The sequence below is a fragment of the Micromonospora sp. NPDC049836 genome (assembly GCF_044465125.1).
Lineage (GTDB): Bacteria > Actinomycetota > Actinomycetes > Mycobacteriales > Micromonosporaceae > Micromonospora.
Window position 1 is genome coordinate 90,919 of the sequence record NZ_JBITLH010000017.1, and the last position, 13,853, is coordinate 104,771.

At 75.3% G+C, this 13,853-nt stretch carries 12 protein-coding genes, 6 tRNA genes and 2 pseudogenes; 12 read left to right on the plus strand and 8 right to left on the minus strand.

What is annotated here, in order from left to right:
* Position 1: 1 nt before the first annotated feature.
* The 9 genes and pseudogenes from ACIBPB_RS30540 to ACIBPB_RS30580 form a co-directional block, all read left to right on the plus strand.
* Positions 2-845 (plus strand): annotated as a pseudogene (locus tag ACIBPB_RS30540) (RtcB family protein); the annotation flags it as partial.
* A pseudogene (locus tag ACIBPB_RS30545) lies at positions 831-1,556 on the plus strand (hypothetical protein); the annotation flags it as partial. The pseudogenes ACIBPB_RS30540 and ACIBPB_RS30545, both read left to right, overlap by 15 nt.
* A 72-nt stretch (positions 1,557-1,628) precedes the next feature.
* Positions 1,629-2,228 carry an RtcB family protein gene (locus ACIBPB_RS30550; RefSeq protein WP_396842920.1) on the plus strand — a complete coding sequence of 200 codons (600 nt, stop codon included), beginning with the start codon at positions 1,629-1,631 and terminating at the stop codon, positions 2,226-2,228.
* A gap of 47 nt (positions 2,229-2,275) precedes the next feature.
* Positions 2,276-2,347 (plus strand) — tRNA-Arg (locus ACIBPB_RS30555).
* Positions 2,348-2,370: 23 nt separating this feature from the next.
* Positions 2,371-2,443, plus strand: a tRNA-Gln gene (locus tag ACIBPB_RS30560).
* 5 nt (positions 2,444-2,448) lie between these two features.
* Positions 2,449-2,521 (plus strand) — tRNA-Leu (locus ACIBPB_RS30565).
* 9 nt (positions 2,522-2,530) lie between these two features.
* Positions 2,531-2,603, plus strand: a tRNA-Leu gene (locus tag ACIBPB_RS30570).
* 29 nt (positions 2,604-2,632) lie between these two features.
* Positions 2,633-2,705 (plus strand) — tRNA-Arg (locus ACIBPB_RS30575).
* A gap of 12 nt (positions 2,706-2,717) precedes the next feature.
* Positions 2,718-2,791, plus strand: a tRNA-Cys gene (locus ACIBPB_RS30580).
* A 59-nt stretch (positions 2,792-2,850) separates the two neighbouring features.
* Here ACIBPB_RS30580 and ACIBPB_RS30585 read toward each other — a convergent pair.
* Together ACIBPB_RS30585 and ACIBPB_RS30590 are read right to left on the minus strand one after the other, a co-directional pair.
* Positions 2,851-3,258 (minus strand): RidA family protein, encoded by a 408-nt coding sequence (locus ACIBPB_RS30585; RefSeq protein WP_396842897.1) that lies wholly within the window; start codon positions 3,256-3,258, stop codon positions 2,851-2,853.
* Positions 3,255-4,073, minus strand: a complete 819-nt coding sequence (locus ACIBPB_RS30590; RefSeq protein WP_396842898.1) for an NAD(P)-dependent oxidoreductase — start codon at positions 4,071-4,073, stop codon at positions 3,255-3,257. Before ACIBPB_RS30590 ends, ACIBPB_RS30585 begins: the two co-directional genes overlap by 4 nt.
* An 88-nt stretch (positions 4,074-4,161) precedes the next feature.
* Between ACIBPB_RS30590 and ACIBPB_RS30595 the strand changes: the two genes are divergently transcribed.
* Positions 4,162-5,121 (plus strand): LysR family transcriptional regulator, encoded by a 960-nt coding sequence (locus ACIBPB_RS30595; protein WP_396842899.1) that lies wholly within the window; start codon positions 4,162-4,164, stop codon positions 5,119-5,121.
* 53 nt (positions 5,122-5,174) lie between these two features.
* A complete protein-coding gene (locus ACIBPB_RS30600; protein ID WP_396842900.1) occupies positions 5,175-5,393 on the plus strand; it encodes a hypothetical protein in 219 nt (72 codons plus the stop codon).
* 6 nt (positions 5,394-5,399) lie between these two features.
* On the opposite strand, the gene ACIBPB_RS30605 is transcribed toward ACIBPB_RS30600, so the two are convergent.
* The 5 genes from ACIBPB_RS30605 to ACIBPB_RS30625 form a co-directional block, all read right to left on the minus strand.
* Positions 5,400-6,296, minus strand: coding sequence for a Gmad2 immunoglobulin-like domain-containing protein (locus tag ACIBPB_RS30605; RefSeq protein ID WP_396842901.1), 897 nt, complete (start codon positions 6,294-6,296; stop codon positions 5,400-5,402).
* Complete coding sequence (locus tag ACIBPB_RS30610; protein WP_396842902.1) at positions 6,284-7,678, minus strand: ATP-binding protein; 1,395 nt, start codon at positions 7,676-7,678, stop codon at positions 6,284-6,286. Before ACIBPB_RS30610 ends, ACIBPB_RS30605 begins: the two co-directional genes overlap by 13 nt.
* A gap of 5 nt (positions 7,679-7,683) precedes the next feature.
* On the minus strand, positions 7,684-8,364 hold the full coding sequence (locus ACIBPB_RS30615; protein ID WP_357322073.1) for a response regulator transcription factor: 681 nt from the start codon (positions 8,362-8,364) through the stop codon (positions 7,684-7,686).
* A gap of 95 nt (positions 8,365-8,459) precedes the next feature.
* On the minus strand, positions 8,460-9,014 hold the full coding sequence (locus tag ACIBPB_RS30620; RefSeq protein WP_396842903.1) for a hypothetical protein: 555 nt from the start codon (positions 9,012-9,014) through the stop codon (positions 8,460-8,462).
* Positions 9,015-9,149: 135 nt separating this feature from the next.
* Positions 9,150-10,409 carry an MFS transporter gene (locus ACIBPB_RS30625; protein ID WP_396842904.1) on the minus strand — a complete coding sequence of 420 codons (1,260 nt, stop codon included), beginning with the start codon at positions 10,407-10,409 and terminating at the stop codon, positions 9,150-9,152.
* A gap of 70 nt (positions 10,410-10,479) precedes the next feature.
* On the opposite strand from ACIBPB_RS30625, the gene ACIBPB_RS30630 reads away from it, so the two are divergent.
* The gene (locus tag ACIBPB_RS30630) at positions 10,480-11,460 is read left to right on the plus strand and encodes a DUF5937 family protein (RefSeq protein WP_396842905.1); all 981 of its coding nucleotides are present in this window, start codon (positions 10,480-10,482) and stop codon (positions 11,458-11,460) included.
* A 13-nt stretch (positions 11,461-11,473) separates the two neighbouring features.
* Here ACIBPB_RS30630 and ACIBPB_RS30635 read toward each other — a convergent pair whose 3' ends face one another.
* Entirely contained in the window at positions 11,474-13,795 is a 2,322-nt protein-coding gene (locus tag ACIBPB_RS30635) for a BTAD domain-containing putative transcriptional regulator (protein ID WP_396842906.1), read from the minus strand.
* Positions 13,796-13,853: the final 58 nt, after the last annotated feature.

Genomic DNA, 13,853 nt, shown 5'->3' on the forward strand with positions numbered 1-13,853 from the left:
GATGGGTTTCACCCCGCTGGCCGGTACCCGGGCGCCGGTCCGGGTCTGGACCGACCCGTACACGATCGAGGCGCAGGCGGCCCGGCAGCTGCGCAACATCGGCGCGCTGCCGTGGGTGCAGGGCGTCGCGGTCATGCCCGACGTGCACTTCGGCAAGGGCGCCACCGTCGGCTCGGTCATCGCCATGCGGCAGGCCGTGTCGCCGGCCGCCGTCGGCGTCGACATCGGCTGCGGGATGTCCGCGGTCCGCACCTCGCTCACCGCCGCCGACCTCCCCGACGACCTCGCGGCGCTGCGCGACGCGATCGAGGCGGCCATCCCGGTCGGCTTCGCCAAGCACGACGACCCACTCGACCCGCGCCGGATCCGCGGCCTGGAGCAGGGCGGCTGGGCCGACTTCTGGCGGCGCTTCGGCACCCTCGACCGGAAGGTGGCGCAGCTGGAGACCCGGGCCCAGCGGCAGCTCGGCACCCTCGGCGGCGGCAACCACTTCATCGAGGTCTGCCTCGAGCAGGGCGGGCCCGACGACGGCCGGGTCTGGCTGATGCTGCACTCCGGCTCGCGCAACATCGGCAAGGAACTGGCCGAGCGGCACATGGCGGTGGCCCGGCGGCTGCCGCACAACGTCGACCTGCCCGACCGGGACCTCGCGGTGTTCCTCACCGGCACGCCGGAGATGGACGCCTACCGCCGGGACCTCTGGTGGGCGCAGGAGTACGCGGCGAAACCGGGTCGTCATGCTGGCCCTGCTTTACGGCGTAGTTCGCGAGACAATACCTCAGGTGACCTACGACAAGCCCATCTCGTGCTTCTCCGGGGAGACGCTGGTGATGACCGTTGATGGATCTCGGCCGATTCGGGACCTCGCCGGTGGATTGCACACTCTGTTGACTGCGGGTGGTCGGTGGGTGAAGGCGCCTGTCAAGTCCTTTGGTCAACAGCGTCTCTACGAGGTCATTATTGGCCGTTATGGTGAGCAGAAGACTATCCGGGCCACTGCGGAGCATCGGTGGCTCCTCCGACCAAAGGTTGCTCACAACCGCACCGATGCGGTCACCACTGAACTTCGGATAGGCGACCGCCTTGCCTATGCGTACCCTGCCGCAGTCGCAGACCTGGTCCCGTCAGCCAATGGCATCGCACGTGGCTTCGTTTTTGGCGATGGTTCCATCAGTGGGCAAAGCCTCGCTCACGCCAACTTCTATTGCAAGAAGGACGAGTCCCTGCTTCCCTATTTCGCCGAGAGCGGGAGGTTGCGGACGTACTACTACGTGTGCGAGCCGGGTCGGCAGGACCGCAAGCGCTATCTGCAGTTGTCCTCAATCACGGCTGAGTCGTTGGCCAGCGGGAAGGTCAAGAGCCACAAGCGGTTGGGCGGGCTCCCCCGTGAGTGGAAGCGAGACTATCCATCTCTGGACGGTCCTCAGAGCGACCTGTACGGATGGTTGGCTGGCTACTTCGCGGCAGACGGTGATGTCGGTAAGACCGGGCGTCCGTCCCTTTGGTCCGCTGAACCCCGTCATCTCCAGTTTGTTAAGGAAGCCTGCGAGGTGTTGGGGATCTGGACGCTGCCCATCCGAGAGGCGTGCCGGAAGGGGTTCGGTGAAGTTGCGTCGCTGATTTACGTCATGGGGATCTCACGAGCGGATCTGACCCCGGAATTCTTCATCCATGATGAGCACCGCGCTCGCTGGAGCCGCAACCGCAATGCAGTGGAGCGGCGAGGTTGGACCGTACGAGGTGTCCGTGAGACCGACGTGGTGGAAGAGGTTTTCTGCGCGGTAGTCGAGGAGACGCACTCCTTTGCTTTGGACGGGAACATCCTGACCGGGAACTGCCACCACAACTACGTGGCGGAGGAGACGTACGACGGGGTGGACGTGCTGGTGACCCGCAAGGGGGCGATCCGGGCCGGCAAGGGGGACCTGGGCATCATCCCCGGCTCGATGGGCACCGGCTCGTACATCGTGCGCGGCAAGGGCAACCTCGACGCGTACTGCTCGGCCTCGCACGGGGCCGGGCGGCGGATGTCGCGGGGTCAGGCGAAGCGGACGTACAGCACCGCCGACCTGGCCGCGCAGACGGCCGGCGTGGAGTGCCGCAAGGACGCCGGGGTGGTCGACGAGATCCCCGGCGCGTACAAGGACATCGCCCGGGTGATGGCCCAGCAGGAGGACCTGGTCGAGGTGGTCGCCCACCTCAAGCAGGTGGTCTGCGTGAAGGGCTGACACCCTGCGACCGGCGCCCCGGGAGGGGGTGGGGCGCCGGTCGGTACGCCCCGGTGGCGCAGCGGACAGCGCGCCGGCCTACGAAGCCGGATGCCCAGGTTCGAATCCTGGTCGGGGCACGGTCCGCGGTACGCGGATCCCATGCGAGCTGGTGCAACAGGCAGCACGTCCCTCTCTGGAAGGGAAGGTTCGAGGTTCGAGTCCTCGGCTCGCAGCTCACGCCCTCGTAGCCCAACGGCAGAGGCAGCGGTCTGAGGGGCCGCACAGTGCGCGTTCGAATCGCGCCGAGGGCACGTGATCAAGCCCGGGTAGCCCAACGGCAGAGGCACCGTCGTCAGGTGGCGGCCAGTGTGCGTTCGAATCGCACCCCGGGTACGGACGGCGGGACGCTTCCCGCCGCGCATGCCCCCGTGGCGCAGCGGAGAGCGCGTCGGATTCCGGATCCGAAGGTCGCTGGTTCGATTCCAGCCGGGGGCACCGCCGCATCCCGACCAGATGCCCGAGTGGTGAGGGAACGGTCCGCAAAACCGTGTACGCGGGTTCGATCCCCGCTCTGGTCTCCACCTGCCGTCCGCTGTGGGGGCAGCTCGACCGCCGGGTCGGGCGGTTACCGCACGGCATGTCAGGTCGAGGTGACCGCGGCCGTCACCTCGACCTCCAGCACCGCACCGTCGAGGAAGAGCCGGCTCACCTCCACCGTGGTGCTGGCCGGCCGGGTGCGCGGGAAGTACCGGCCGCGGACCGCCGCGTAGCCGGCCAGGTCGCCGAGGTCGGTCAGGAACGTCCGGACGTGCAGGACGTCGTCGAAGGTGGCCCCGTGCGCGGCGAGCAGGCCGCCGATCAGCGCGAAGATCCGCTCCGACTGGGCCCGCACATCGCCGGGCTCGACGACCACGCCGTGCTCGTCCACGCCCACCTGACCGGAGAGGACGAGCAGCGCGCCGCCCGGCAGGTCGAGCCGGGCGACGTGGGCGAACCGGTCGCCGAAGGGCGCGGGGACGGTCGCCGGGTTGTCCAGGGTGATGCTCATGCGTGCTCCTTGCCGGGATCGCGGGTGAGGGTGGCGAGGTCGAGGTCGGGATGGGGTGCGGCCGCGAGGACCGTCGCGGCGGCGCGCAGCACGGGCGCGGGCGCGCCGTCCAGGGCGTCCAGGGCGAGCCGGGCGTCCTTGGCGGCGAGGCGCACGGCGAACGCGGCGTCCGTGCTGGTCGCCCGGGCGACCGCGGCGCCGAGCGGTCCGCCGGCGAGGGCGTCGAGCGCGGTACGCCGGTCCAGCCCGACCGCCTCGGCGACCGCCAGCGCGTCGGCGACCGCCGCGACGGCGGTGACCAGGGCGGTGTTGAGCACCAGCTTCCGGGCGGCGCCGCGACCGGGACCGCCGCAACGGCGGACGGTGCCGAGCCGCTCCAGCACCGGGGCGACCCGGTCGAGCGCGGCCTGGTCGCCGCCGGCCAGCACGGTGAGCCGGCCGGCCTCGGCGGCCGGGGCGCTGCCCGCGACGGGCGCGTCGACCAGGTGCACGCCCGGCGGCAGCAGCGCGGCCAGTTCCGGCAGCGCCGCCGGGCCGACGGTGGACATCTCGACCACGTGGGCGCCGGGTCGCAGCGCGGGCCCGGCGGCGCGCAGCACGTCGCGTACGGCGGTGGCGTCGGTGAGCATGGTGATCACCACGTCGGCGTCCCGGACGGCCTCGACCGGGGTGGCGGCGGCGCGGGCGCCCGCCGCGACGAGCGGCGCGGTCCGGGCGGGGGTGCGGTTCCAGACGGTGGGTCGGTGGCCGGCGGCCAGCAGGCGACGGCCGATGGCGGTGCCCATCGTGCCGGTGCCGAGCAGTGCGAGGTCCATGTGCGGCAACGCTAGGAGCCGCGCGACGATGCCACCAGCGAATGTCTGGCATCCCTGCCATGCGTCAGCAGCATGGCAGGATGGTCGGGTGCAGCCCGACGCCCTCCACACCTTCCGTACCGTCGCCGCGCACCGCTCCATCACGGCGGCCGCCCGGAGCCTGCGCTACACCCAGTCCGCGGTGTCCCGGCAGATCGCCGCCCTGGAGGCCGAGGTCGGCGCGCCGCTGTTCGACCGGCTGCCGCGCGGTGTCGCGCTGACCGAGGAGGGCCGCTGCCTGCTCGGCCACGCCGAGGCCGTGCTCGACCGGCTGGACACCGCCCGCCGGGACCTCGCCGCGCTGCGGGACCTGACCGCCGGCCGGCTGAGGGTCGGTGCGTTCCCGACGGCGGTGGCCGCACTGGTGCCCCGCGCCCTGGCCGCGTTCCGGTCGGCCCACCCAGCGGTGGCGTTGCACCTGGTCGAAGGGCTGACGCCGCGGCTGATGGACCGCCTGCTCACCGGGGACGCCGACGTGGCCGTGGTGAGCGCGCCGCCCGACCAGCCGCTCGACGGCGAGCGGTTCGACCTGCACCACCTCGTCGACGAGGTGCTGCTGGTGGCGGTGCCCCGCACGCACCGGCTCGCCCACCGCCGCACCGTCCGGCTGCCCGAACTGGCCGACGACGCGTTCATCGCCGGCTCCGCCACCGCCGAGGAGACCCTGCTGCGGGCCACCCTGCCCGCCGGGTTCCGGCCCCGCGTCGACATCGTGGCCGCCGAGTGGACCGGCAAGCTCGGCTGCGTGGCGGCCGGGCTCGGCGTCGCGCTGGTGCCCGCGCTCGCCGTCCGGGCCACCCCGCCCGATCTGGCCCTGCTCCGGCTGCACCCCGACGACGCCTCGGTCCGGCGGGTCTTCGCGGCCACCGTCGCCGGGCGCAGCCGGCCGCCAGCGGTGCGGCGGTTCCTCACCCACCTGGACGAGGCGGCGGCCGGCCTGACCCACCGCGACGACGAGGCGGCGGGCGGCCTGACCCACCGGGACGCGCCGGCGCCCGGCCCGGGCTGACCGGAGCCCGCCAACGCCGCCCGCGCGAGCGCCCGCTTCGTTACGGTCAGAACGTGGCAATCGTGAAGCTGCGCCTGCGCGGCGGGCCGTACGACGGGGTGCCGGTGAACTGGGACGTGCCGGACGCGGAGCATCCACCGCCGACGTACCAGCTCAAACTGCACGGCGCGCACGAGGAGACCGGCGTCGTCGAGTACCGGCGGGCGGAACGGGCGCCGGAGGGCGCGGCGGAGGCGTGGATCTACGAGGCGTCCGACGCCGACGCCCGGTAGGCGCGGTCAGCCGCTGGCGGCCAGCACGACCGGCACGGCCACCGAGTTGATCCGCGATCCGTCCTGCGCCGACACCTCGTACACCTCGATGGTGCCCGGGCCCGGCGCGGCCCGCCGGTAGCGCACGGCGACCCGGTAGTCGCCGCGGCAGCCGGAGCCGCAGGTGGCGAGCGTGAACGCGGTGCCGATCTCCCGGCCGGCGCCGTCGAGCACCCGCACGCTCACCGTGGCCTCGAAGACGTTCGCGGTGCCGGTGACGGTGATCGGGCTGCCGACCCGGTCGCCGACGGCCGGGCCGGTGACCACGATCGGCGGGAGCAGGTCGGCGTAGTCGTCGCGGTCGGCCGGCGCGCTGTCGGTCGCGGCGAAGGCGACCCGCCGCACGGTGGGGAACTGGGTCAGCGTCCAGACCACCTGGGCGCGGCGCAGCCGGGCGGCGCTCGCGCCGCCGCCGTCGAAGCCGGCCGGCGGGACCAGCGTGGCGACCCGGTCGGCGATCCGAGTGACCTGCACGCCGGGTGGGACCAGCGAGGTCATCCCGGCGGCCGTCTCGGCCAGGGTGGGCCCGGCGGCGAGTTCGGTGAGGGCCAGCCGGGAGGTGGCCGGGGTGGCGGGCAGGGTGCGCCGGGTCGGCACCAGCCGGCCGGCGCGGGTGAACCAGAGCTGCACGGTGACGGTGCCCCCGGGCCCCGGCGCGGCGGTGCTGGCCGGCGCGGCCGGCGGCGTCGGGGTGGGCCGGCCGGGCGAGGCGGCGGGGGAGGGGGTGCGGGATGCCGCCGTGGCGGCCGGCGGCGTGCGGGTGGTCGGGGCGATCGGGGCGGGGCCGAGCGTGCCGGAACGGGCCGGCGCGCAGCTGGCGGTGAGCAGCAGCAGCGCCGCGACCGGCGCGATCAGACGTCGCACGGCGCACCTCCGGTGGTGGGCAGGTCGAGGCGGAAGCGGGTGCCCCGGCCGGGTTCGCTGTCGACGGTCAGCCGGCCGCCGAGCAGCCGGGCGTTCTCCTGGGCGATGGCCAGACCGAGGCCGCTGCCGGCGCCGGTGCGGGCCGGGTCGACCTTGTAGAAGCGGTCGAACAGGTGCGGCAGGTGCTCGGCGGGGATGCCCGGTCCCCGATCGGTGACGTCGACGACCAGCGCGCTCCCGGTGTGCCGCACCTCGGCCCGGACCGCGCCGCCGCCGTGCTCGACGGCGTTGGACAGCAGGTTGGCCAGCACCCGTTCCAGCCGGCGCGGGTCGGTGTCCACCGGCGGGGCGGCGCCGGTCACGCTGATCCGGTCGGCCCAGCCGCGCGCCGTGGCGATGCCGCCCAGCAGCGCGACCACGTCGACCGGCCGGACCGTCACCGCCTCCCGCCCGGCGTCCAGGCGGGAGATCTCCATCAGCTCCTCGACCAGCCGGCGCAGCCGGACCACGTCGGTGACCAGGAGTTCGGCGGCCCGGCGGCCGTCGGCGGGGAGGGCGTCGAGCTGGTCGGCCAGCAGCGACGCCGCCGCCACCAGGGCGGTGACCGGGGTACGCAGCTCGTGCGCCACGTCGGCGGTGAAGCGCCGCTCGCGGGCCTGGGCCCGGGACAGCGCCTCGATCTTCGTCTCCAGCGCCTCCGCCATCTCGTTGAAGGAGGCCGCCCAGACGCTGAACTCGTCGCGGCCGTCCACCGGCAGCCGGGTGTCGAGCAGCCCTTCGGCGACCGCCCGGGCGGCCCGGCTGGCCCGGCCGACCGGTTCCAGGGTGCGCCGGGCGAGGGTGTGCCCGACCGCGGCGGCGACCAGCACCACCGCGATCCAGCCGACCGCCAGCGCGGTCCGCAGCTGGTCCAGGTCGTCGACGAGGCCGTCCTCGACGGTCACCACGTACAGCTCCGCGGTGGAGCCGGGAATCCGGCCGCCGACCACCAGCAGGTGCGATCCGGCGGCGCCGGCCGAGCGCTGGAAGCCGAGCTGGCCGGCAGTGACCGCGTCGCGCAGGGCCGGCCCGGGCGCCGGCGCGTAGCGGGGGTCGGACGCCTGGACGTCGCCGGTGACCAGCAGCACCGGCCGCCCGTTCTGCGCGAAGCTGGCCAGCAGGTCCGCCCGGCGGGTGTCGGTCAGCGGCACGAACTGCCCGGCCAGCACGAGCTGGTAGCGGGCGTCGGCGGCGGCGCGTTGCAGGGAACCGTCGAAGCGGGCCTGCCGCAGCATCAGGTACGAGCCGCCGGCGAGCGCCCCGGCGGACACCCCGGCGACCAGGACGAAGGCGACGACGAGCCGCCGCCGCAGCCGCCCGGGGCTGACCCGGCCCGTCGCCACGGCCCTCACCCCGGGGCGAGCTTGTAGCCCGCGCCGCGCACGGTGCGGATCAGCGTGGGCGCCCCCGGGTCGTCCTCCACCTTGGCCCGCAGGCGCTGCACCGCCACGTCGACCAGCCGGGAGTCGCCGAGGTAGTTATGCCCCCACACCCGGTCCAGCAGCAGCTCCCGGGTGAACACCTGCCCGGGGCGGCGGGCCAGCTCCAGCAGCAGCCGGAACTCGGTGGCGGTGAGGGTCAGCTCCCGGCCCGCCTTGCGGGCGACGAACCGGGCCGGGTCGATCTCCAGCGGGCCGGCGGTGACCGTGTGCTGCTCCGGCGGGGCCACCGTCCGGCGCAGCACCGCGCGCACCCGGGCGACGAGTTCCGGCAGGTCGAACGGCTTGCGCAGGTAGTCGTCCGCGCCGCACTCCAGGCCCACGACCACGTCGATGGTGTCGGTGCGGGCGGTGAGCATCAGGATCGGCAGCTGGCTGGTGCGCCGGATCTCCCGGCAGACCTGGAAGCCGTCGAGGCCGGGCAGCATCACGTCCAGCACGATCAGGTCGACGGGGCGGGCCCGCCAGGCCGCCAGCGCGGTCGGTCCGTCCGCCGCGGTGTCCACCCGGAACCCGGCGCGCCGCAGGCCCAGGGCGGTGACCTCCCGAATGGAGGCATCGTCCTCGACGACCAGCACACGGCCCTCCATGACCCGCTCAGGGTAGCCCGGCGCGACGGTGCGCGGACCTGGCGTAACGGCCGGTGCGGGAAGCCGGTCGGCTCCCCGCACCACCGCCGCGGCGGTCACTCCTGCCACTGGTGGGCCACGTCGAGGACGATCCGGCTGTGCGTACCCGGACCGCTGAGCACGAAGACCCGGTACGGCAGTTGGGCGCGGACGCCGACGGCGAAGGTGGTGTAGCCCTCGTAGCTGCCGCCGAACACCACGTCCCGCAGGGTCCGGTAGCCGAGCACGGTGGCGGCGTGCTCACCGGCCCGGTACGGCAGGGTGCCGACGTGGGCCTCGTCGTAGGCGGGCGCGCGCAGCGACACCCGCAGCAGCGCGCCCCCCGCGGTGTACGGGGACAGCGCCAGCCCCTGCCCCTCGGTGTACGTCTCGCCGTAGGCCACCGCGTACCCGTCGGCGGACCCGTCGAACTCGAAGACCACCCGGTCCCAGCAGTCGTGCCGCCCGGTGCGGACCTCGATCAGCGGGGCCGCGCTCAGCGCGCCCCCCGACTTGGCCGTGCTGCCCCAGGTGATCCCGCAGTACGGGGTGGCCGCCGTGGCGCCGCCCGCGCCGGCGACCAGTCCGCCGAGCACGACCACCAGCGCCAGCATCGCTCTGCGCAGTCTCATCGCTGTTCTCCCGTCGAGGTTGCGGACCACCGGACCGGCTCCGGTGCCTCCTTGCCTCGACGGTCGGCCCGGCGTGCCACAGTGGCTTCGCAGCCGGGTAACCGCCGGGTAACAGCCGGGGCGGGGCGGCGGCGGTCAGCGCTCGAGCGCCGGCGGCGCGGCCGGGTCGGCCAGGGTCCGCAGCGGCGAGCGGAACACCGGCAGCCAGGTCAGCGCGACGCCGGCCGCGCCGATCCAGAGCGAGGTCCGTGGGCCGGCGTACTGGCCGAGCAGGCCGGCCAGCCCGGCGCCCACCGCGATCGCGCCGGTGAGCAGGAACCGGAAGGTGGCGTTCATCCGGCCGAGCAGCGCGTCCGGGGTCACCTGTTGGCGCAGGCTGACGCCGATCACGTTGCCGATCCCGGTGCGCCAGGCCAGCGCCAGCCAGCCCAGCCCGGCCAGCCACAGCCATCCGCCCCGGTCGACCAGCGCGACCAGCGCGCCGGCCGGCGCCACCACCGCCCCGGGCAGCCAGAGCATCGGGCCGTGCCCGATCCGCGCGGCCAGCGGCCGGGCCGTCACCGCGCCGAGCAGCGCGCCGGCGCCGCCGGCGGCGAGGAAGAGTCCGAGGACGCCGGCGCCGAGCCCGAGTTCGCGCAGGAAGACCACCGGCAGCATGGTGGTCATCAGGTTGACCGTGAGGTTGATGCCGGCCAGCGACACGGCGAGCGGGCGCAGCAGCGGGTTGCCCAGCACATGCCGGACCCCTTCGCTGAGTTGTCGACCGAAACCGCCGGGTCGGGCGGCGCCGCGGGCCGCACCGCCGGTGGCGGGGGGTACCCGGGTGAGGGCGAGCGCGGAGAGCAGGTGGGTGACCGCGTTCAGGGCGAGCGCGACCGGCGCGCCCAGCCCCTGCACGAGCAGCCCGCCGAGACCGCGCCCGCCGATCTGCACGGTGGCGTTGCTGGTCATCAGCAGGGAGTTCGCCGCCACCAGCCGGTCCCGGCCGACCAGTTCCGGCAGGAAGCTCTGCGCCGCCACGTCGCCGAAGACCGTGGCGACCCCGGCGAGCAGCACCACCGCGTACAACTGCCCGATGGTGAGGCCGCCGGCCCACCAGGCCAGCGGGACGGAGGCGTACAGCGCGCCGCGGACCAGGTCGGCGGCGATCAGCACCGTGCGGCGGGGCGAGCGGTCCACCCACACCCCGGCGGGGAGGCCGACCAGCAGGAACGCGGCGGTGCTCAGCACCGCGAGCAGGCCCACCTGCCCGGGGGTGGCGCCGAGCACGGACACCGCGAGCACGGGTAGCGCCAGGTAGCCCACCTGGTAGCCGATGCTGTCGGCCAGGTTGGCCGCGTAGACGTACCGGAACGGTCGGGGCCAGCGGGCCGGTGGGCGCGCGATGGTGGTCATGGCAGCACCCTGGCCGCCGGACCCGGCCGGGTCGATAAGTTTGAGCTGCGTCGAATCCAATGGAGGTGCCATGCTCAGCGTCGCGCTGGGGGCCCACGACCTCGCCAACATCCGGTTCGCGGTCTCGCCGCTGTGGGAGGCGGTGGCGAGCCTGCGGGTGGTCAAGAGCCCGGAGTTCTTCCCCGCCCACCAGCCGTGGCTGCGGCAGGTCCGGCCGCGGCTGTCCACCCTCGACTGGCGGCTCTTCGCGGACCTGGTGCCCGTGCCGACGACGGTCATCCCGTCCTTCGTCTGCCCACCGCCGTTGACCTCCCAGCCCACGCTGGAGCTGGAACTGGCCGCCCTGGTGGCCACCCCGCCGGAGGTGGTCCGGGTCGGACTGGACGAGCTGCCCGGCCCCCGGCCGGCCCGGCTGGCCGCCCTCTACGACGACCCCGCCGCCGGCCTGGCCCGGCTCGCCGACGTGATCGCCGGGTACGCCGACGCGGCGCTGGCGCCGTACTGGCCGCGGATGCGGACCCTGCTGGAGCGGGAGGTGCTGGTCGGCGCCGGCGTGATGGCCGCCCAGGGCGTGCGCGGCCTGCTCAACCGGATCGACACGTACGTCTCCTGGGAGGACGGCGTGCTGCGCGTCGAGCACCTGACCCGGGCCGGCACGACCGACCTGGCCGGCCGCGGGTTGCTGCTGGTGCCGTCGGTCTTCGCCGGCTCGCGGGTCTGGTCGAACCTGACCGAGCCGGCCACCCAGCCGGTCCTGCGCTACGCCGCCCGGGGCGTCGGCACGCTCTGGGAACGCAGCACCGTCCCGGCCAGCGAGGCGCTCGCCCGGGTGCTGGGACGCACCCGGGCGATCCTGCTGCACGAGCTGGCGGTACCGGCCGCGACCACCGAGTTGGCCCAGCGGTGCGGCCTGAGCGCCGGCACGGTCTCGCACCACCTGACCGCGCTGCGCGACGCCGGCCTGGTCGGCACCCACCGGGTCGGGCGGTTCCTGCGCTACGCCCGGACCAGCTCGGCGGAGGCGTTGCTCGCCGGGGCCGGCCCGGCGTGATCCACCGCCACCCTCAGCCCCGGTGGCTCAGCGCCGGTCGCGGGTGTTCCGGCCGGTACGACAGCGGCGGCGCCTGCCCCGGCCCGACCTCGGTCGACCAGGCCGGCCGGGGTCGCGGAACGCGGCGCGCGTCGGCCGCCGTCGGCCGGTCGGCGGCCGGCGGCGCGGTGCCGGTGAGGGCCGGCGGCGTGGCGGCGAGCGGCTCGTCCGGGGCGGACCGGCCGGCCGGGGTGATGCCCAGCTCGCGCATCCGGTCGGCGTACGCGCGGTAGCGCCGCTCCGCCTCGCCGTGCCGGCCCGCGCCGCGGAGCACCTGCACCAGCTCCAGGTGGGCGTCCTCGTCGTACGGGTCGCGGTGCACCAGCCGCATCAGGTAGACCAGCTTCTGGTCGGTGTCCCCGGCGTGCTGGGCGAGCGCCCGCAGCACGCTGGTGTGCGCGGCCTGCGCCTCCTCGCGCAGCGGCTGCGCCCAGTCGTCGTACGGGTCGTCGGCGAGGAAGTCACCGCCGTACAGCTCGTCGGCGCGGGCCAGCAGCCGGGGCGCGTCGGCGTGCCCGGCCCGCTGCGCGGCCTGCGCCTCCTCGGCGGCGATGAGGAACGCCTCGACGTCCACGTCGACCACGTTCAGGTCGATCGCCACCGAGCTGCGGTCGGCCAGCACCGGGCCGCGCCCGCCGCCCTGCCCGGTGCCGAGCACCCGGCGCAGCGTGGACAGCAGCACGGAGAGCCGGTTGGCGGTGCGCGACGGGGTCTCGTCCGGCCAGAGCAGCTCCATCAGCCGGCTGCGCGGCACCGCCCGGCCCCGGTGCGCGACCAGGATCTTCAGCAGGTCCCGGGCCTTCTTCGACTGCCACTCCCGGTACGGCACGACGGTGCCGGAGCGGAACACCCGGAAGTCGCCGAGGGTGTGCACCGCCACGGCCGGCACCCGCAGCGTGATCGCGGTGAGCCCGTCGGCGACGCCCGGGTCCAGGCGTACCCCGCAGCGACGGAGCTGCTGCTCGGCGCCCTCCGCGCCGCGGCGGGCCCGGCGGCCGCGCAGCCGGGCGGCGATGAGCCGGACGGCCGCCTCCTCGGCCCGGTCGCCCAGTTCCTGGCAGAGGGTCGCGGCGTCGTCCAGCAGTCCGGTGGCGGCCCGCGGGTCGGCCGAGGCCAGCACGGTGAGCTGGAGGGCCTGGACCAGGGTGGCGCGCCGCCGGTCGAGGGTGGCGCCGGTGCGTGCGTCGGCCGCGTCGTGGTGGGCCCGACCGGTGTCGCCGGCCAGCAGCGCCACCCAGCCCCGGGCCAGCAGGGCGGAGGACCGCTCGGCGTCGCCGGCCAGGGTGACCGCCCCCTCGGCCAGGTCCCGGGCGGCGCGCAGGTCGTCGGCGGCGCGGACCCGGGCCAGCTCGGTGAGGACCCAGACCCGCAGGGCGGGCCGGCGCGCGCCGGAGTCGAGGGCGGCGAGGGCCTGCTCCAGGGCCTGCCGGGCCTGTCGCGGCTCCCGCCGACGGCGGTGCACCATGCCGAGCACGGCCAGCCCGAACGCCTCCTCGGTGGAGACGCCGGCCAGCTCCCGCAGCCGCTGCCCGGCGGCGCCGTCGGCGAGCGCGTCCTCCAGCCGGCCCAGCTGGCACTTGGCGGCGGCGGCGAGGCTGAGCGCGTACGGTTCGTGGCCGCTGCCGCCGGTCGCCTCGGCCAGCCGGATCGCCGCCTCGGCGTGCCGCAGCGCCGGGCCGGCGTCGCCGGTGCGCAGTGCCTGGTGGGCCACCTCGAGGTGGAGCATCAACCGGAACAGCCCGAGATCCGCCCGGGGCAGCCCGGCGGCCAGGTCCGGGCCGCCCCGGGTGGGCGCCTCGTCACCGCCGGCGGCGGCCAGCAGCACGCCGAGCCGGGCCACCGCCTGCGCGGCCGCGGGCAGCCGGCAGCCGGCGGCGGCGCGGGCGGCCTCCTCGGCCGCGTACCCGGCGCGTTCCGGCTCGCCGGCGGCCAGGTGGTACGCGGCGGCGAAGCAGTGCACCTGCACGGCGTCGGCGGCGATGCCGCTGATCGGCACGTCGGCCAGCCGGGCGGCCGCCTCGTCGGGGGCGCCGGCGAGGTGCCGGCGCAGCGCGTCCCGCCAGGTGTCGCCGAGCGGGGTGCGGCGTGCCACCGGGCCGAACAGCATCGGCTGGGCCACCAGGCACAGGTGCGCGGCGGTGCGGTCACCGGCGTCGGCGAGCCGGCGCAGCGCGCCGCCCAGCTCCGCGTCACCGGGCAGCCGGGCGTCCGGTGCGCGCGGCGTCCGATGCTCGTCCTTCCTTCCGTTCCGGGCCGGCGTGGAACGCCAGCCCGGCCTGATCTGGTCTCCGGACATCCACCGCTCCTGGGTCTCTTGTGGAGGATCGGGCGTGCGGAGAGCAACCGTGGCGATG